The organism is Streptacidiphilus sp. MAP12-33, from assembly GCF_041261265.1.
In the GTDB taxonomy this organism is placed as follows: Bacteria; Actinomycetota; Actinomycetes; order Streptomycetales; family Streptomycetaceae; genus Streptacidiphilus.
This window is the reverse complement of sequence record NZ_JBGCCA010000021.1, coordinates 1-17,062: the sequence shown is the minus strand read 5'-3', so window position 1 is coordinate 17,062 and position 17,062 is coordinate 1. Positions and strand designations below refer to the sequence as shown.

Below are 17,062 nucleotides of genomic sequence, written 5' to 3'. Positions count from 1 at the left end.
ATGGCCGCCTCCACCGTTCCCGAACCCGGGCTGCCCCGCCGCGGGGCCGCTGTCCTCCAGTCCGCCGCCGCCCGCGCACACGCCCGGACGGTGGCGGAGATCCGCCCGGACACCCGGCTGCGCCGCTGCGTGGACGTCACGGCCGCCGCCGTGCTGCTCGTGTTCCTGCTTCCGCTCCTGCTGCTGGTCGCCCTCGTCGTCGAGCTGACCAGCGAAGGCCCCGCCCTCTACCGGCAGCAGCGCGTCGGTCGGTTCGGCGAGCCCTTCACCATCTGGAAGCTGCGCACGATGGTCGTGGACGCGGACCGTGGTGGTCCGGCGGTCGGCGGCAGCACCGACCCGCGGATCACCGCCGTCGGCCACTGGCTGCGCGAGACCCGGCTCGACGAACTGCCGCAGCTGGTCAACCTGCTGCGCGGCGACATGACGCTGATCGGCTCACGCCCCGAGGTGCAGCGCTTCCTGCCCTGCTACACCCCGCGCGAACGGGAGATCCTGAACACCCGCCCCGGCGTGCTCGGCCCCGGCGCGCTCTACGGCGCGGACCGCACCGATGAGCTGTGCAGGGCCGCGGATCCCGACGCCTGGTACGCCGCCCACCAGTTGCACCCGAAACTCGCCCTCGATCTCGCCTACCTGGCGGACCGTCGCCTGCGTACCGACCTCGGGCTGCTGCTGCGGACCGCCGCCGTCGTGCTCGGCAGGGCACTGCCCACCCCCTGACCGCGACCCGCGGCGCCCCCGGCCAGTGCGGTCGGGGCGCCGCCCTCGGCATTGTGCTGCGCGAACACCGTCCGGAGCGCGGCCGGGGCGTTGACCAGCGTCGTGTCGTTCTTCTGGGTGCCCCAGCTGTACGCCTGGTCGAACACCGGGTTGGGCACGAACTGCCGCCACACGGCCATCATCTGGGCCGCCTGGTCCGGCGTCGGCAGCAGCCACGGTGCGCCCTGGTCGTCACGCCACCCGCCGCCGCCGAAGGCCTGGTAGACCGGGACGACGTCGGACAGCGGCCAACCGACGGCCTGCGCCGCCTGCAGGAAGGTGCTGATCTGGTTGAGGTCGCAGCCGTGCAGTTCGGCCCGGCATGGGTACGGGTCGATCCCCACCAGGTCGATGTGCGTGTTGGCCGGGCTGTAGAAGTCGCCGCGGTTCACGTAGGACGGCGCGGCCGCCATGCCCAGGTCCATCATCAGGAAGAACGTGTACCGGCCGGGGGAGTGCTGGTGCAGGTAGTCGCTCTCGGCGGCCAGGTTGGCGGCCGGGCATTCCGGCTTCCAGCGGCCGTTCGGGTCGGGCTCGTCCATCAGGTAGTAGCCGAACACCTTGGGGGAGTCGAGATACGGCTGGACCGCGTCGACGAACGCCGGTGTCACGCCGTCGCAACGGCCTACCCAGATGAGCGCCTTGACGCCGGAGGGGAGCGCGTCCAGCTCGGCGGTGGTGGCGACCTCCGCCAGGTCGAAGCCGAGCGCACCCGGCTCGAACCGTTGCGACGTGTCGAAGTTGGTGTTCGACGCCTCGTGCAGCGTCGCCGTGCCAGGACGCGCCGGTGGCGCGGCCGTGGCGGGGGTGCCGTTCTGGACCGGCTCGCTGAGCGAGGCCGTCTGCACCATCAGCACGAGCAGGGCGGCGGCGACGGCGGTCAGCGAGGCGCGCCCTGCGAGGGCGGTGCCCTCCATCAGCACACCTCCAGGGACCGAAGCAGGCCGCCCGACGTGGCGGCGGGCGCCGCGTCAGAACCCCTGCGATCCCAGGGTAGGCCGGGAACGGGCGCGCTCCCTACGGCGAATGACGCAGGGCTCTCTGCGCAGCTCCCAGTACCACTGCCTGCGTCGTTCGACGCTGGTGCCGGGCGCTCGTGCGGCCGAGCCTGGATCCATGTCCGACAGCGACCACACCCCCCTCGTCCGTGTCCTGGTAGCGGACCGTCACCGTGCGGTCGGCGAGGCCCTCGCGCTGGGGTTGCGCAGGGCGGGGCTGGCCGCGGAGCCGGCCACCGGCACCGACGAGGCCCGCCGTATCGCCGCGGCCCGGGTGGACATCGCCCTGCTGGACGCCGGCCTGCTCGTCGCCGACCTGCCGGCCGCGCTGCGGGAGTGGGTGGGCCGACCCGACGTCCCCGTGGTCGTGCTCGGTGACGAACACGCCGGCCAGGACGGTGGCGCGCTGCTGTGCGCGGCGGTCCGTGCCGGGGTGCGCGGCTGGGTTCCGCGCAGCTGCCCGCTGCCGGACCTGCTCGTGGTCCTGGACGGCGTCCTGCGGGGCGACACGTGGATCCCGCCCCGCCTGCTGACCCCGCTGCTGCGGGAACTGACGCGCCCGGACGGCGAGTTGGACGAGGCCGCGCGCCTGTCCGCGGCGCTGACCCCACGCGAGCTGGAGGTCCTCGGTCTCCTGTGCGCGGGTTTCACCCGCTGCGCGATCGCCGACCAGCTGTTCGTCTCCCCCCGCACGGTCCGCACTCACGTCCAGAACATCCTCGCCAAGCTCGACGTCCACTCCTCCCTGGCGGCCGTCGCCCTCGCCCGCCACGCCGGCCTCGCGCCGTAGCGCTCCCGCGCGCGGTTGCCGCGCCCCTGGCGGCTGCGCCGCCTACCGCTGCACGACCAGCCCCGCGCGGTGGGCCATGGCCACGGCCTCCAGCCGTGAGTGCACGCCGAGCTTGTCGAGGACGTTCTGCACGTGTGTGCGTGCGGTGTTGGACGCCATGCCCAGGGCACGCGCCATCTCCGCCGTGCCGTCGCCCTCGGTGAGCCGTTCCAGGACCTGGCGTTCGCGTTGCGTGAGCCACCGCAGCGGATCGTCCTGCTCCGCGCGTTCGCGCCGCAGGTGCCGCAGGGTGTCGCGGCTCAGGTCGGGCGTCAGCACCAGCTCACCGCGCAGGATGCGTGCCAGCGCCTGCTCGATCGCGTCGATGCCCTGGTCCTTGGTCAGGTAGCCCACCGCGCCGACCTCGATCGCTGCGGCCACCGACTCCGGCTCGGTGTCGGTGGAAAGGACCAGGACCCGGACGGCGGGTGCCTCCGCGTGCAGTCGCTCGATCAGCTCCAGCGCGGACCCGTCCGCCAGGTGCAGCTCGGTCAGGCAGACGGCGGGATGGAACTCGAGCGCCGCCCGCAGGACATCGTCCCGGGTGGTGGCTGTCGCGCGGACGCGGAAGCCGCGGTCGGCGAGGGTCAGGGCGAGCGCGTCCAGCAGCAGGCGGTAGCCGTCCCCGATGACGATGGGGACTGCGGACTCCTGTGGATCGGGTGGGGCCTGGGAGGGGAGTTGAGGGGTGCTCCGGGGGTGTACGGGGGTGCTCATGGACGATTGCCTCGCAAGGCACGGGGCTTCACCCGGAGATCAGGTGTCACCCGGGAACGACAAGGGGGTCCAGCCGCCGGGGTCACGGGCGGGGACCTGCCCTGCAGGATGAAGGAGGACGGGGCCGACGGGCTGCGACGGCAGGGTGCGTACGCCCTGCCACGTCACCGCAACCGAAAGAGCGCCGGTCGCTCTCAGACGCTCACAGCGTCGACCACCACGTCCGGCGGCCTCGTACCCTCGTCAATGCCGCACGAGGGGAGCGCCACCAGGGGTTCAGCCTCGCCGCGCGCAGGGGTGCCTGTCAAGGGTATTCATCCCGCTTTGTCAAGTCTTTGCTTATATGTCCGATATGCGACGAACGGTTGACGCGGCCACTACGCCGCCCGAGCGAACCTGCCCACGGACTGCCGAACACCGCTGGTGCGCCTCCCGTCACCGGACTTGTACTGGGGCTTGCTGACCCCGGACGAAGCAGGGAGATGGGCGGAACCATGGCGCGACTGCGACTGACCCTCCGTTGGATCCTCGTCGTGGCGCTCGCCCTCCTCGGGCTCGCGGTCGTCCCGGCACAGGCGCAGGCCGCGCCCGGCTACGTGCAGGGGACCGCGTTCACCACCTCCAGCCGGGTCGCCTCGCTCTCGGTGAGCCTCACCGGGGCCGTCGGCGCGAGCCACCTGCTGGTCGGCTGGTTCGCCGAGTACAACGCCGCCGGCCAGGTGCAGGTGTCCGACAACGTCAACGGCGCCTGGACACGCGCGCCGGGCTCGACCGCCTTCCAGAACGACACCGGCGACATCGCGCTGTACTACGTGCAGAACGCGAAGGCCTCCACGGGCCTGACCGTCACCATGCGCGCCAGCGCCCCCGCCTACTTCCAGGGCTCGATCGCCGAGTACGCGGGCGTCGCCATCGCAGGTCCGCTGGACCAGGTGCTGTCCAGCCGCGGCGTCGGCACGGCCGTCGACACCGGGGCGACCGCGTCCGTGCCCAGCGGCGAGCTGGTGTACTCCGCGCTGATCACCGGTGGGAACCCGGCGAGCGTCACCCCGGGCACCAGCGGCGGGCTGACCTACACCGCGCGCAACCACACCGCCTCCGGCTCGGCGTTCGAGGAGGACATCGCCTCCGGCTCGGCCGGCGCCCAGCACGGCACCGCGACCCTCGCCTCCTCCACCGACTGGTACGCCGTCGTCGCCACCTTCCGGCCCACCTCGGGCCTGGACATCCTGCCGCCGACCGTGCCGCAGAACCTGCACACCACCAGCGTCGCCGCCGGCAGCGTCAGCCTCGCCTGGTCCGCGTCGACCGACAACGTGGCGGTGACGGGCTACACCGTGTACCGCAACGGCGCGGTCCTCGCGACGACCGGAGCGACCACCACGACGTACACCGACCCGACGGTCGCCGCGAACACGGCCTACAGCTACACCGTCGACGCCTTCGACGGCGCCGGGAACCACTCCCTGCAATCCACGCCGGTGCAGCTGACCACGCCTGCCGCCTCGCCGGCCTTCGTCCAGGGTGCCGCAAACTCGCCCGGCAGCCGGACGACCACCGCCACGCTCACCCTCACCTCCCCGGTCACCGCAGGGCACCTGCTGGTCGGCTGGTTCGCCCAGTACGACTCGCCGGGACAGGTGCAGGTCTCCGACAACGTCAACGGCGCCTGGACCCGGGGCCCGGCCTCCGAGCACTTCACCAACGGCGGCGGCGACATCGCCCTCTACTACGTCCAGAACGCCAAGGCGGCGCCGTCCCTCACGGTCACCCTCTCCGCCTCGGCGGCCACGTACCTGCCGGGAGCGGTCGCCGAGTACTCCGACGTCGCCGCCACCGCCGCCCTGGACCAGATGGCCGTCGGCGAGGCCAACAGCACCACCGTCGACTCCGGCCCCACCGCGTCCGTCCCCGGTGGTGAGCTGGTCGTCGCCGGCCTGATCACCGGTGGCCAGCCGCTCACCGTCACACCCGGCAGCAGCCAGGGCGTGCCCTACACCATGCAGGTCTTCAACGGCAGCCGCTCCACCGACATCGCGGGCATCCTCTCCAGCGCGCCGGGCGCCCAGAACGCCCGCTTCACGTTGGCCAACGGCAGCGACTGGTACGCGGTCGCCGCCGCCTTCCACCCCGACCCGCCCTCCGCTCCCGGCGCGGGCCACGGCAACGGTGCGGGCAAGGGCCGCGGCACCGGTCACGGAAAGGGCGCCGCACCCACACGGGGGCGTCGATGAGCGGCGGCGGCCCCACGTCACTCCCGCCGGGGATGGACCCGGCAAGGCCCAGCATCGCCCGGGTCTACGACTTCTTCCTCGGCGGGGAGCAGCACGTCGAGGCGGACCGTCAGGTCGCTCTCAAGCTCGCCGAGGTGATGCCCGACTTCCCGTCGGTCGTCCGTGCCAACCGCGCGTTCATCCGCCGCGCCGTGCGCTTCCTTCTCGACGCGGGGGTGCGGCAGTTCGTCGACCTCGGCTCGGGGCTGGCCACCGTCGGCGCGGTCCACCTGGTCGCCCAGGACCTGGGCGCGGACGTTCGGGTGCTGTACGTCGACAGCGATCAGACCGTCGTCGCGCACAACCGCACCCTGGTCCCGACCGCCACCACCGGCTGCGTGCTGGCGGACCTGCGCGACCCCTCGGCCGTCCTGCACTCCGGGGAGGCACGCCGCCTCCTGGACCTGGACGGGCCCGTCGCGATGCTGATGATCGCGGTGCTCCACTTCGTACCCCACCGCGACGACCCGGCCGGCGTCGTCGCCCACTACCGCGACGCGCTGGCACCCGGCAGCTACCTCGCCCTCACCCACGCCGAGGACGCCTCCCGCGTCCCGGGCACCTTCGAGGCCGCCCGCCTGTTCTCCCAGGACGTCGCGCAGATCCACCTGCGCAGCCGCAGCGAGATCTCCGAGATGCTCCGCGGCTGGGACCTCGTCGCGCCGGGCCTGGTCCCCACGCCCGCCTGGCGCCCCGACCACGACCGCTCCGCCCCGACCGCCCGCCTCAACGGCCTGGCAGCCGTCGGCTGCAAACCCCCGGCCTAGCCGGCCGGGACAGGCTCTGCCATGCAGGGAGAGGCGGTTCCCGAGCTCCTCCCAGGTTTCCGGGGGGCTCAGCTCAGGTCGGGGAAGAAGATCTTCATCTCCCGCTCCGCCGCGTCGGCGCAGTCGGAGGCGTGGATCACGTTCTCCTGCACGCGCGTCGCGAGATCGCCGCGGATCGTGCCGGGTCCGGCCCGCAGTGGGTCGGTCCTTCCGGCCAGCGCGCGCACGCCCGCCACCACGTTCTCGCCCTCGACGACCATCGCGACGCTGGGCCCGGACGACATGAACTCCACCAGCTCCCCGTAGAACGGCTTGCCGACGTGCTCGGCGTAGTGCCGCTCCAGCAGCGCCCCGTCCAGCGTCCGCAGTTCCAGCGCGACGATCCGCCACCCCGCCTTGCGTTCGATCCGTGAGACGATCTCGCCGATCAGGCCCCTGGCCACGGCATCGGTTTTGAGCAGGATCAGAGTGCGCTGCGGGAACGAGGTCGGCATAAGTTCAGCTCCTGTCTGCTTTGACGGGAGTCTGGGCACCGGCGCGCGCCCCGAAACCCCCGGCGACAAAGGAAGCCCGGAGCCGCGCTCCCGCGTCGGTACGTCGACGAACGTCTCTCTCCCGAAGCCGAAGGACCTCAGGCCGACGGCCACCTGCCGCGTGCCAGGGCGTCCAGGTGCGCGTCCAGCGCCGCGAGGTCGGGCTGGTCGAAGCGGGCCTGGGCGGCCGCCCACTGGCTGGTGTCCTGCTCGTACGCCGCCGTCACGTCCCCCTCGGTCGCGCCGGTGTGGCGGGCGATCTCCACGATGTCCTCGGGATCCAGGCCGGTCGTGCGCGCCGTCGTGCTCCAGCACCACAGCAGCGCCTCCGGGAGGTCCTGCCCGCTGACACCGTTGTCCCGGGCCTGCTGCTCGATCCACCGGGTGAAGCCGGTGCGCCAGGTGTGGTCGTTCATGGGCCGCGTCGGTCCCCTTCCGTCTCGGCGTCCTCGCTGGAGTGGTGCTACCCCGTCGGAGCCGACTCGTGCCCTTCGGGGAGCTCGCACCGATGTCACGGACGTGAACATTCGATGTGGGCCCACCCGTGCGTTCCGCTCTGCGGAATATCGGCCCGTGCAAGTCGGACACCGGGGGATATCCGTCACCAAATCGTTTGCGAAGCAATCGTGTTGAAAAGGTTTCGAAGGTGGGGGCGGCTGCATGTTCATGCAAGCGATGTGGCACGCTACCCACTTCACGATCTTCGCGAGCCTGTGGACACTCTGTGCGGGGGTGTTCCGGCGCGTCGCCGCACCGCACGTCTAGGAGATACGGAACACCATGTCAGCACTCAAGCAGCTGGCGGCACTGAGCTGCGTCGGCCTGATCGCGACCACGACCGCCTGCGGCTCCTCCAAGTCGGACGGCTCGGTGGCCGGCGCGCCGAACGTGGTCATCAAGGTGGGATCGGCCAACGCGTACTCCACCCTCGACCCGGCCCAGGCCTACGACGTCGGTGCGTGGGACGTCTACTACAACTTCTACCAGCAGTTGCTGAGCTACCCGCCGGGCTCCAACACGCCCGCGGTGGACGCGGCCCAGTCGTGCGGTTACGCCGACGCCACCGACATGACGTTCAAGTGCGTCCTGCGCCCGAACCTGAAGTTCTCCAACGGCGACCCCCTCAACGCGGACGCGGTCAAGTACTCCATAGACCGCGTGATCGCGATCAACGACCCGCAGGGCCCGGCCGCGATCCTCAGCTCCACGATCAAGTCCGTGGAGACCCAGGGCGACACCACCGTCATCTTCCACCTCAAGTACGCCGACGCGACCATGCCGGCCCGGCTCAGCTCCGGCGCCGCCTCGATCGTGGACCCGAAGACCGTCCCGGCCACCAAGGAGGCCGCGACGGACGACACCAGCCTGATCGGCTCGGGCCGCTACAAGATCGACTCGGTCACCTTCACCGGCACCGGCAAGGACAAGCTCCCGAGCGAGGTCAAGTTCTCGCTCAACCCGAACTACCAGGGCCCCGACGCCGCGCCGCGCAACTCCGGCATCGACCTGAAGTACTACCCGGACCAGACCGGCACCAAGAAGGCGCTCGACTCCCAGGACGTCGACGCGGTCATCGCCGACCTCAACGCCGGCGACGTCGTCAACATGCAGCAGAACCAGCAGCTCGGCACCGGTCTCCAGGTCGACTCCGGCCCGGGCGGTGGCATCCACATGCTGGCCCTCAACACCGTCAACGGCGTCTTCAAGAACAAGACGCTGCGCAAGGCGGTCGCCGAGCTGGTCGACCGCAACGCGATCGTCGACCAGGCCTTCGCCCACACGGTCACCGCGGCCTACACGATCGTCCCCACCGGCATCACCGACGCCACCACCAGCTTCTCGCAGTACACGCGCGGCCAGTGGACCCCGGCCAAGGTCCGCGAGCAGCTGAAGAACGCCGGCATCTCGACGCCGGTGTCCATCACGTACTCGTACTACAGCAAGGGCGACCAGGCCATCACGAAGGAGGCCGAGCTGCTCAAGAACCAGCTCGAGGCCGACGGCCTGTTCAAGGTGGGCCTGAAGGACTACACCACCCACGGGAAGCTGGCCAACGCCGAGCTGAACATCAAGGTGCCGAACTTCGACATCTACTCGCTGACCTGGTACTCCGACTACCTCGACATCGACGACTACATCACCCCGCTGATCGGCCCGCACAACATCGTCTTCAACGGCTACAAGGCCCCGGCCGCCCTGATCTCCAGCGGGCTGGCCCACACCAACCGTGAGGACGCCCGCAAGGACTACGCGCAGATCCAGGACGACATCGCCAACGACGCCCCGCTCATCCCGCTCTGGGAGAGCAACCAGTTCGCCGCGACCCAGGCGGACATCACCGGGGTGCCGCTGACCATGGACAGCTCCGGCATCAAGCGCTGGTGGCTGATCGGCAAGACCAGCACCTCCTGAGCGCCTTGACCGGCCGCCCCGCCCCGCTTCGTCCGGGGGTCGGGGCGGCCGTGCGCTACGCCGTGGCACCCCGGACGATGATCTTGCCGGTGTTCCGGCCGCGCAGCATCCCGACGAACGCGTCGACGATGTGCTCGAACCCGTCCACCACCGTCTCGTCCAGGCCCAGCCGCCCGCTCTGCAGGTGCGGCACCGCGAACGCGTGGAGCTCCTCCTGAAGTTCGCGGTAGTGGCTGACCAGGAATCCCTCCATGCGGATGCTCTTCTCCACCAGCTGCGCGTAGTCGAAGCGCGGCGGCGCCGGCGCGGGGTCGTTGTACTGGCTGATCGTGCCGATCCGCACGATCCGGCCGAACTCGCGCAGCGCCCCCACCGCCGCGGCCAGCTGCTCACCGCCGACGTTGTCGACGAAGACGTCGACGCCCTCCGGTGCCGCCTCGCGCAGCAGCCGCGACGCCGGACCGTCGTGGTAGTCGAACACCGCGTCGTAGCCGACCTCGCGGCGCAGGTAGGCGGCCTTCGCCGCCGAGCCCGCGCTGCCCACCAGCCGTCCGGCGCCCAGCAGCCGGGCGAACCGTCCGGTTGCCGTGCCCACGCCGCCCGCCGCGCCGGACACGAACAGGTCCTCGCCCTCCCGCAGCCGGGCGATCCGGGTCAGACCCACGTACGCGGTCAGGCCTGTGCCGCCCAGGACGCTGAGGAACGCCGTCAGCGGGACCTTGTCGAAGCGGGGCAGCCGCCGGACCTCCACGGGGGTGACCACGGCGTGCGTGCGCCAGCCCTGCCGGTGGAAGACGATCTCGCCCTCCGGCAGCCCGGGCGTCCGCGAGGCGACGACGCGCCCGAGCGTGCGGCCCTCCAGCGGGGTGTCGAGGGTGAAGCCGCCGGGAACGTCGTCCATCATCTCCCGGTGGTAGGGGTCCACCGACCAGTACAGGTTCTCCACCAGCGCCGCGCCGGGTCCGGGCGCGGGCACGGGCGAGCGGACGAAGGCGAAGTCCGAGGCGGTCGGGAAGCCGTGGGGGCGGGCGGTCTGCTGGACGGTGAGGGCGATGTCGGTCATGACCGGACCGTAGGCGGGGAATGGGCCCGCCGGGCAGCGGGTTGGGCTCATGTGACGCACCGTTCCATGAGCACCACTCATACCCCGAGGTGAACGCCCCGTGGCCCGTCCCGGCCCGTCCGCTCGCGTGATCACGACCGCGACGGCTCCTGCGACCGCTACCGCGACCGACACCAACCTCGCTCCGCACGAGCTGCGCATCCTGGTGGCCGTCGCGGACGCCGGCGGTTTCACGGCGGCGGCCGAGGCCCTCGGGATCACCCAGTCAGCCGTCTCGCACTCCGTCCGCGGCAGCGAAGGCAAGATCGGTGCCGTCCTGTTCGAGCGCGGCCGGGCCGGCGCCCGTCCCACCCCGGCGGGGGAGCGGGCGGTGGCCCACGCGCGCCGCGTCCTGCGGCTGCTCGGCCTGCTGACCGCCGAGGCCCGCGCCGCCGCCCGGCCCGAACCGGCCGACGCGGTCGCGGGCCCGCTGCGGATCGCGGCCTTCCGCAGTGTGGCGCTGCACCTCCTGCCACCCGTCCTTCAGCGGCTGCGCGAGCGGCACCCCGCCCTCGAGCCGCGGGTCCGCATCGTTCGCGAGGTGGGGCGCGGCACCGCGGGCGAGGTCGCCGACGGACGCGCGGACCTGGCGTTGGCCACCCTGGACGGCACGACGCCGCTGCCGTCCGGGCTGGTCGCCCACCGGCTGTTCGAGGAGCCCTACGCCTTCGTCCACCCGTCCGGCCACCCGGCCCCGCGTTCGCTCCCGTTGGCCGACTGGGTGGAGAACTGCGGCTCCTACACCCGCGCCTGGTGGTCCGCCCAGGCGTGGATCCCCAGCGCGACGGTCGAGGCGGAGGACGACGGAGCGGTGCTCTCGCTGGTGAGCACCGGTCACGCCATGGCGATCATGCCTGCCCTGTCCCTGACCGCCGCACCGCGCTCGGTCGGCATCGCCGACCTCGGCCCCGACCGGCCCAGCCGCACGATCGGCTACGCCACCACTCCCGAACTCGCCTCCACCGCCCTCGTCCGCGCTTTGGTCAGAGAACTTCGCGCGGCCACCCCGGCCATGCCGGAGGCCCTGCGCGCCGCGCGTCACGCGTAGCGCTCGAACAGGGCCAGCAGGTAGTCCTCGAGCCGGCCCGCCAGCAGTTCGGAGCCCAGCTCCGTCCGGCCGAGCTCCCGCCAGGGCACCGCGACCTTCTCCGCGTCCGGCGCGAACGCCAGCGCGTCGAGCAGCCGCCAGTACAGGTGCCCGGCCCCGTCCGCGTCGAGCCGGCCGCCCGCGGCCGTGTACCGGTCCGCGAAGCTCATCCCTAGCGGGACACCGTGCAGCAGGGCCAGCGCCGTCGAGCAGTGGGCCACGTCCAGGTCGGCCGGACCCCACGAGGTCTCCACCCAGTCGACGACGCCGCTGACCCGCACCTCCTCGCCGTCCCCGGAGAACAGGACGTTGCCGGGATGGAAGTCCCGGTGCAGGAAGCACGAATCGTGCGCGGGCGGCTCGCGCCGGATCACGTCGACGGCCCGCCGCCACAGCTCCGGCCGCCGCGTCGACGCGGGCACGCCCACCCGCTCCGGTGACGTCCACGGCTGCCAGGCTCGCGGACGCGCCTTCGGAGCCACCTCGACCCGGTGGATGCGCAGCAGCTGAGCCGCCAGCAGATCCGCACGCGCCTCCGCGCCGGCGTCCTGCACCCGCACCGCACCCGGCAGCAGCGACATCAGCAGGGACGGGTGGTCGCAGAACGCCCCCGTCGCGTCGACGTCCACCAACCGCGCCGCCGGCACGTCCGTGGCCTCCAGCAGACGCAGCACCTCCGCCTCGCGCGTCAGCAGCCCCTCCGCGTGGGCCAGGTAGAACGGCTTCACGAACGCCCGCAGCACCAGTGCGCGCCCGCCCGCCGGGCCGTGGACGTCCAGCCGGCGCATCCGCGAGGTCCAGCCCCCGCGCAGACCCGTCGCCTGCTCGATCCGTTCCCCCGGGCCGAGCCCGCGCTCGACCCATGTCCGCGTCGTGCTCCACTCCCGCGCCTCGACCTCGTCATCGCCCGGAGCCCCGCCCTCGATTTCGATCATGAAGGCAGGCTATCGCCACCCCCGCGCCGCACGGACTGGATCACCGCCCACGCCACCGAGACCGCCGGCACCGCCACCACCGCGCCCACGAACCCCAGCGCGATCGTCCCCGTGATCACCGAGATGGCCACGACCACGGGATGGAGCGAGACCGCCCAGCTCATGATCAGCGGATGCAGCAGATGTCCCTCGATCTGCCCGATCACCACGATCAGCGCCAGCACGATCAGCGCCGTCACCGGCCCACGCGCCGCCAGCGCCACCACGCTCGCCACCGCCAGCGCGAACGGCGACCCGATCAGCGGCACGAACGCCGCCAGGAACTCCAGCACCGCCAACGGCACCGCGAACGGGACCCGCAGCAGGAACAGCGCGATCCCCACCAGGATCGCGTTGGTCGCCGCCACCAGGATGATCCCGCGGATGTAACCGGCGAACGCCCGCCACGCCGCCCGCCCGGCCGCATCCCACCGCTCGCGTCCGCCCTCCGGAAGCTGGTCGCGCGTCCACGCCCACATGCGTTCACCCGAATGCACGAAGAAGACCGAGCAGAACAGGCCCAGCGCGGCCACCGTCAGCGCCTCGACCACCTGGCTGGCGCCGCTCAGCGCGTTCTGGATCAGCGTCGACCGGTGCGCGGACACGAAGGACGACACCTTGTGCTGCAGGTCCGTCAGCGCGCTCGGACGCACATGGAACGGCGCGCCCTCCAGCCACACCTTGACCCGCTCGATCCCCGTGTCGAACTGCGCCGTCACATGCCCGGACTCCCCGGCCGCCAGCAGACCCGTCACCGCGAACCCGCCTGCCACCAGCAACAGGCACAGCAGGTAGGCGCACACGACGGCCAAGGACCGCGGCAGCACCCGCTGCAGACGTTTCGCCACCGGACGCAGTACGGCCGCCACCACCAGGCCGAGGAACACCGCGATCGCCACCGGCTGGAACCTCGCCACCAGCCGGAACGCCACATACGCCAGCGTCCCGAGCAGCAGCACCCGCCACGCCCAGCCCGCCGCGACCGCCAGCCCGTGCGGGACCAGCGCCTCCTGCGGCCGTGCCGGCCCCACCCGGCCACGACCCGCCACGCGTCCCGCGCCCGACCCGCCACCCGCGCCCGACGCGCGCACCGCACGGACCCCGCCACCGGCCCGGCCCCCGCCGACCGGACGCCGCCGCACGCCGCCCCCACCGCGCGGCAGCCGCCGGGCCGAGTCCCGCGTCATCCGCTCACCTGCCCCTGGTCCGTCCCTGATCGACCCCTGACCGCCACTGCCACCGCCGCATCCGCGCCCACGTCCCTCCACTGTCGCCCCGCCCCGGCGTCGCCGCGCGGTGGCCGGGTGGCTCGGCTGCGGCAGTCCGGGTTCGATGGGCGTAGCGGACCACCGGAGGCGCGCATGATCCTCGATCTGACCCTCATCGGTCTGGCCGTCACCCTGCAGCCGGTCCCGGTCCTCGGGTTCATCCTGGTTCTCGTCGGCGACCGGGGCGTGCTCAAGGGACTGTCCTTCATCCTCGCCTGGCTGGCCTGCCTGGTCCTGGTCATGGTCGCCGTCACCGTCCTGACCGGCGGAAAGCCGCTGCGGCCGCACAGCACGCCCTCGGCCGCCGCCCTCGCCGTGAAGCTCGCCATCGGCGTCGGCTTGATCCTTTTCGGTGAACGCCGGCGCCGCCGGCTGCGCCGGACGAGGACCACCCCGCGCCCGCCCGCCTGGATGGCCCGCCTGGACCGCGTCTCCCTGTGGACGGCCGCGGGCATGGGCGTCCTGCTCCAGCCCTGGCCGCTGGTCGCCGCGGGCGCCGCGACCGTCACCGAGGCGCACCTGTCCAGCCTCGCGTCCTACCTGCTGCTGTGCGGGTTCTGCCTGCTGGCCACCGGCAGCCTGCTGGTGATGGAGCTCTACGCCGTCCTCGCGCCCGAGCGGGCGTCAGCGGCCTTCACGGCGCTGCGCGGCTGGATCGAGCGGCACCAGGACCAGGCCATCGTGCTGCTGTCGCTGGCCGTCGGCCTGTGGCTGGTCGGCAAGAGCGTCTACCAGCTGGTGACCTGACCGCTCCGCCGCCGCTCACGGGGCCTGCGCAGGCAGGGAAGCCAGCACCTCCTCGGCGATCTTCTCCACCGGGCCGACCGCCTGGACGGAGACGAGGAGATCGGCGTAGTGGCTCAGCAGCGGTGCGGTGTCGCGGTGGTAGACCCGCTGGCGGTTACGGATCACCTCCTCGGTGTCGTCCTGCCTCCCTCGGCCCAGCAGCCGGTCGACGAGGACCTGCTCGGGCGCGGTCAGCTCGACCACGGCGTCGAGCCGGAGACCGGCCCCGCTCAGCAGCGCCTCGAGGCCGTCGGCCTGGGCGACCGTGCGCGGAAAGCCGTCCAGGACGAACCCGCGCCCGGTGTCCGGCTCGTCCAGTCTCAGCCGGACCATCTCGACCGTGACCTCGTCCGGGACCAGCTCACCGGACTCCACGTAGCGCTCCGCGTCCCGCCCGAGCGCCGTGCCCCTGGCGCCGTGGTCACGGAACAGTTCACCGGTGGAGATGTGCGGGACGCCGAGCGCGGCGCTGAGCAGGGCTGCCTGGGTGCCCTTGCCCGCGCCGGGCGGGCCGATGAGGACGAGTCGCATCTGCCGGGGTCGCCTTTCGAAGAGGACGGATCATCTGGGCCGGATGATGGTCCATACCCGGCCCGGCGTGTGCGGCATTCCCGCAAATGCACCCGCGTGCCCTTTCACCCGTGGGGGACGGTCACCACCGGGCACAGGGCGTGGTGGATCGCCGCGTGCGCGACGGGGCCGATGCGCGGGCCGAGGGCGGCGTGGTGCCCGCGCCCGACCACCAGCAGACCGGCGCCGGGGGCGACGTCCAGGACGGCGCGGGCGGGACTGCCGTGGCTCAGGTGTTCGACGACGTGCACCGCCGGGAACCGGTCGCGCCACGGGCGCAGCGTCTCGTGGAACTGCTCGGCGTCGTGGTCGGCGGCCGCGTGGTGCTCCAGTTCGTCCCGGCCGATGAGCGCCGGATGGCGGCTCGCGGCGTGGACGGCGAGCAGCGGCGTGCCGTAGCGGGCGGCCGTGGAGAAGGCGAACTCCAGCACGGGCTCGTGCCCCGGCCGGGTGCTGACGCCGATCGCGACCGGACCGGGCCCGTCGCCCAGGCGGGCCGGGTCCTCGGCGCCGCGGACCAGCGCGACGGGGCAGCCGGCGTGCGCGACGGTGTGCAGGCCGACGGAGCCGAGCAGGTAGCCGGGCACCGCTCCCAGCCCCTGGGAGCCCAGGACCAGCAGGTCGTTGTGCGCCGGGTCGCCACCGGTGGTCACCAGCGCGTCGGGTGAGTCGGCCGTCACCAGCTCACTGGTGACGCGCACGCCGGGGAACCGCGCCCGGACGTCGGCCTCCGCCTCCTGCAGGAGCCGCTGGGCGGCCCGAAGCAGGGCCTCCTCGTGCGGGATCGCCTGGGCGGTCCTGCCGTGCGTCAGCCACAGGTGGACGAGGTGCAGGGGCTGCTGCCGTCGGGTGGCCTCCGCCCCCGCCCAGCGCACGGCCGCACGGCTCTCCGAGGAGGCGTCGACACCGACGGTGATCTGCTTCATGGGTTTCCTCCGCTCCTCCCGCTCGCCTCCAGCTTGCGTGACGGGGCGGGGATCCGCCCGGGGCGCGAGGCTCGCCGTCGTCGCGCCGCGTCAGAGCCCGAGCAGGGGCGGCAGTTCGGTGAGGTCGCTGACCACGAGGTCGGCCCCGCTTGCGAGCAGCAGCTCCGCTCCCGCGCCCCGGTCGACGCCGACCACCGGCGAGAACCCGCCGCGACGCCCGGCTTCTACACCGACCACCGCGTCCTCGACCACCAGCGTCCGGTCGGGCGCGGCGCCGAGCCGCCGTGCCGCCTCCAGCAGCAGGGCCGGTTCGGGTCTTCCGGGCAGGCCCAGCCTGGCCGCCGCGAGCCCGTCGACGCGGACGTCGAACCGGCCCGTCAGCCCGGCCGCCGCCACCACCTGTGTGCAGTGGCGGCTGGCCGACACCACCGCCGTCGGCACGTCGCAGGCGCGCAGCCCCGCCAGCAGGTCCACCACTCCGGGCCGCGGGGCCGCGCCCTGCCGGCGCAGCAGCGCCAGGTAGATCCTGTCCTTGCGTTCGGCGAGCCGGGTGAGTGCGCTCGGCGCCAGGTCCTCCAGCCCCCGGGAGGCGAGAAAGGTGTGCATGCCGTCCTCCCGGGAGCGGCCGTCGACGTGGCGCGGATAGTCCGTGATCAGGTCGAACGGGGCGCGGGCCCGCTCGGCCGTCCCGGCCGGGAGCGCGCGCAGCAGGTCGTCGAAGGCCGCCTTCCAGGCCATCGCGTGCAGGTCTGCGGTGTCGGTGAGCACGCCGTCCGTGTCGAAGACGGCGCCGTCCAGCTCCGCGATCGCGATCACACCGCCAGTCAAGCACTCCCACCCGCCCCGCGCGCCCCGCCGGCGCCGGCCCCGCGCCCCGTCTCGCCCGGCGCCGGGCCGCCGGGCGCCGGGCGCCGCGTCACGGCCTGCCCTGCCCGCTCCGCTGCCCTGCCCGCTCCGCTGCCGTGCCCGCTCCGCTGCCGTGCCCGCTCCGCTGCCGTGCCCGCTCCGCTGCCGTGCCCGCTCCGCTGCCGTGCCCGCTCCGCTGCCGTGCCCGCTCC

The 17,062-nt window shown here is 72.9% G+C and carries 17 protein-coding genes; 7 read left to right on the top strand and 10 right to left on the bottom strand.

Annotated elements, in window-relative coordinates; translation table 11 throughout:
- Positions 1-723, top strand: coding sequence for a sugar transferase (locus ABH931_RS21085; RefSeq protein WP_370115479.1), 723 nt, complete (start codon positions 1-3; stop codon positions 721-723).
- Here ABH931_RS21085 and ABH931_RS21080 read toward each other — a convergent pair.
- Positions 633-1,679: a hypothetical protein gene (locus ABH931_RS21080; protein WP_370115477.1), complete on the bottom strand. Its 1,047-nt coding sequence runs from the start codon at positions 1,677-1,679 to the stop codon at positions 633-635. The two genes, ABH931_RS21085 and ABH931_RS21080, sit on opposite strands and share 91 nt — an antisense overlap.
- Before the next feature lie 199 nt (positions 1,680-1,878).
- Between ABH931_RS21080 and ABH931_RS21075 the strand changes: the two genes are divergently transcribed.
- Positions 1,879-2,550, top strand: a complete 672-nt coding sequence (locus tag ABH931_RS21075) for a LuxR C-terminal-related transcriptional regulator (RefSeq protein ID WP_370115475.1) — start codon at positions 1,879-1,881, stop codon at positions 2,548-2,550.
- Positions 2,551-2,592: 42 nt separating this feature from the next.
- Here ABH931_RS21075 and ABH931_RS21070 read toward each other — a convergent pair whose 3' ends face one another.
- Complete coding sequence (locus ABH931_RS21070; RefSeq protein ID WP_370115473.1) at positions 2,593-3,306, bottom strand: LuxR C-terminal-related transcriptional regulator; 714 nt, start codon at positions 3,304-3,306, stop codon at positions 2,593-2,595.
- 494 nt (positions 3,307-3,800) lie between these two features.
- On the opposite strand from ABH931_RS21070, the gene ABH931_RS21065 reads away from it, so the two are divergent.
- On the top strand, positions 3,801-5,540 hold the full coding sequence (locus ABH931_RS21065) for a hypothetical protein (protein WP_370115471.1): 1,740 nt from the start codon (positions 3,801-3,803) through the stop codon (positions 5,538-5,540).
- Positions 5,537-6,346, top strand: coding sequence for an SAM-dependent methyltransferase (locus tag ABH931_RS21060; protein WP_370115470.1), 810 nt, complete (start codon positions 5,537-5,539; stop codon positions 6,344-6,346). Before ABH931_RS21065 ends, ABH931_RS21060 begins: the two co-directional genes overlap by 4 nt.
- 68 nt (positions 6,347-6,414) lie before the next feature.
- On the opposite strand, the gene ndk is transcribed toward ABH931_RS21060, so the two are convergent.
- Positions 6,415-6,840 (bottom strand): nucleoside-diphosphate kinase, encoded by a 426-nt coding sequence (gene ndk / locus ABH931_RS21055; protein ID WP_370115468.1) that lies wholly within the window; start codon positions 6,838-6,840, stop codon positions 6,415-6,417.
- Positions 6,841-6,977: 137 nt separating this feature from the next.
- Complete coding sequence (locus tag ABH931_RS21050; RefSeq protein ID WP_370115466.1) at positions 6,978-7,295, bottom strand: hypothetical protein; 318 nt, start codon at positions 7,293-7,295, stop codon at positions 6,978-6,980.
- A gap of 364 nt (positions 7,296-7,659) precedes the next feature.
- Here ABH931_RS21050 and ABH931_RS21045 point away from each other — a divergent pair, with 364 nt between their 5' ends.
- Positions 7,660-9,291, top strand: a complete 1,632-nt coding sequence (locus ABH931_RS21045; protein ID WP_370115465.1) for an ABC transporter substrate-binding protein — start codon at positions 7,660-7,662, stop codon at positions 9,289-9,291.
- A gap of 55 nt (positions 9,292-9,346) precedes the next feature.
- Here ABH931_RS21045 and ABH931_RS21040 read toward each other — a convergent pair whose 3' ends face one another.
- Positions 9,347-10,354, bottom strand: a complete 1,008-nt coding sequence (locus tag ABH931_RS21040) for a zinc-binding dehydrogenase (RefSeq protein WP_370115463.1) — start codon at positions 10,352-10,354, stop codon at positions 9,347-9,349.
- A gap of 130 nt (positions 10,355-10,484) precedes the next feature.
- Between ABH931_RS21040 and ABH931_RS21035 the strand changes: the two genes are divergently transcribed.
- Complete coding sequence (locus ABH931_RS21035; RefSeq protein ID WP_370115703.1) at positions 10,485-11,441, top strand: LysR family transcriptional regulator; 957 nt, start codon at positions 10,485-10,487, stop codon at positions 11,439-11,441.
- Here the strand turns inward: ABH931_RS21035 and ABH931_RS21030 are convergent.
- Both ABH931_RS21030 and ABH931_RS21025 read right to left on the bottom strand, forming a co-directional pair.
- Positions 11,432-12,415 (bottom strand): phosphotransferase family protein, encoded by a 984-nt coding sequence (locus ABH931_RS21030; RefSeq protein WP_370115461.1) that lies wholly within the window; start codon positions 12,413-12,415, stop codon positions 11,432-11,434. The genes ABH931_RS21035 and ABH931_RS21030 overlap by 10 nt on opposite strands.
- Entirely contained in the window at positions 12,412-13,413 is a 1,002-nt protein-coding gene (locus ABH931_RS21025; protein WP_370115459.1) for an AI-2E family transporter, read from the bottom strand. Before ABH931_RS21025 ends, ABH931_RS21030 begins: the two co-directional genes overlap by 4 nt.
- A 402-nt stretch (positions 13,414-13,815) precedes the next feature.
- Between ABH931_RS21025 and ABH931_RS21020 the strand changes: the two genes are divergently transcribed.
- The gene (locus ABH931_RS21020; RefSeq protein WP_370115457.1) at positions 13,816-14,469 is read left to right on the top strand and encodes a GAP family protein; all 654 of its coding nucleotides are present in this window, start codon (positions 13,816-13,818) and stop codon (positions 14,467-14,469) included.
- A 15-nt stretch (positions 14,470-14,484) separates the two neighbouring features.
- On the opposite strand, the gene ABH931_RS21015 is transcribed toward ABH931_RS21020, so the two are convergent.
- The 3 genes from ABH931_RS21015 to ABH931_RS21005 all read right to left on the bottom strand — a co-directional run bounded on the left by ABH931_RS21015 (position 14,485) and on the right by ABH931_RS21005 (position 16,820).
- A complete protein-coding gene (locus ABH931_RS21015; protein WP_370115454.1) occupies positions 14,485-15,039 on the bottom strand; it encodes an adenylate kinase in 555 nt (184 codons plus the stop codon).
- Between the two features lie 104 nt (positions 15,040-15,143).
- A complete protein-coding gene (locus ABH931_RS21010; RefSeq protein WP_370115452.1) occupies positions 15,144-16,004 on the bottom strand; it encodes a universal stress protein in 861 nt (286 codons plus the stop codon).
- 90 nt (positions 16,005-16,094) lie between these two features.
- Complete coding sequence (locus ABH931_RS21005) at positions 16,095-16,820, bottom strand: HAD family hydrolase (protein ID WP_370115451.1); 726 nt, start codon at positions 16,818-16,820, stop codon at positions 16,095-16,097.
- Between the last annotated feature and the right edge of the window lie 242 nt (positions 16,821-17,062).

Excerpts from the sequence above, each read along its gene's own strand:
- ABH931_RS21085 (WP_370115479.1), top strand. The coding sequence starts at position 1 with ATGGCCGCCTCCACCGTTCCCGAACCCGGGCTGCCCCGCCGCGGGGCC.
- ABH931_RS21080 (WP_370115477.1), bottom strand. The coding sequence starts at position 1,679 with ATGGAGGGCACCGCCCTCGCAGGGCGCGCCTCGCTGACCGCCGTCGCC.
- ABH931_RS21075 (WP_370115475.1), top strand. The coding sequence starts at position 1,879 with ATGTCCGACAGCGACCACACCCCCCTCGTCCGTGTCCTGGTAGCGGAC.
- ABH931_RS21070 (WP_370115473.1), bottom strand. The coding sequence starts at position 3,306 with ATGAGCACCCCCGTACACCCCCGGAGCACCCCTCAACTCCCCTCCCAG.
- ABH931_RS21065 (WP_370115471.1), top strand. The coding sequence starts at position 3,801 with ATGGCGCGACTGCGACTGACCCTCCGTTGGATCCTCGTCGTGGCGCTC.
- ABH931_RS21060 (WP_370115470.1), top strand. The coding sequence starts at position 5,537 with ATGAGCGGCGGCGGCCCCACGTCACTCCCGCCGGGGATGGACCCGGCA.
- ndk (WP_370115468.1), bottom strand. The coding sequence starts at position 6,840 with ATGCCGACCTCGTTCCCGCAGCGCACTCTGATCCTGCTCAAAACCGAT.
- ABH931_RS21050 (WP_370115466.1), bottom strand. The coding sequence starts at position 7,295 with ATGAACGACCACACCTGGCGCACCGGCTTCACCCGGTGGATCGAGCAG.
- ABH931_RS21045 (WP_370115465.1), top strand. The coding sequence starts at position 7,660 with ATGTCAGCACTCAAGCAGCTGGCGGCACTGAGCTGCGTCGGCCTGATC.
- ABH931_RS21040 (WP_370115463.1), bottom strand. The coding sequence starts at position 10,354 with ATGACCGACATCGCCCTCACCGTCCAGCAGACCGCCCGCCCCCACGGC.
- ABH931_RS21030 (WP_370115461.1), bottom strand. The coding sequence starts at position 12,415 with ATGATCGAAATCGAGGGCGGGGCTCCGGGCGATGACGAGGTCGAGGCG.
- ABH931_RS21020 (WP_370115457.1), top strand. The coding sequence starts at position 13,816 with ATGATCCTCGATCTGACCCTCATCGGTCTGGCCGTCACCCTGCAGCCG.
- ABH931_RS21015 (WP_370115454.1), bottom strand. The coding sequence starts at position 15,039 with ATGCGACTCGTCCTCATCGGCCCGCCCGGCGCGGGCAAGGGCACCCAG.
- ABH931_RS21010 (WP_370115452.1), bottom strand. The coding sequence starts at position 16,004 with ATGAAGCAGATCACCGTCGGTGTCGACGCCTCCTCGGAGAGCCGTGCG.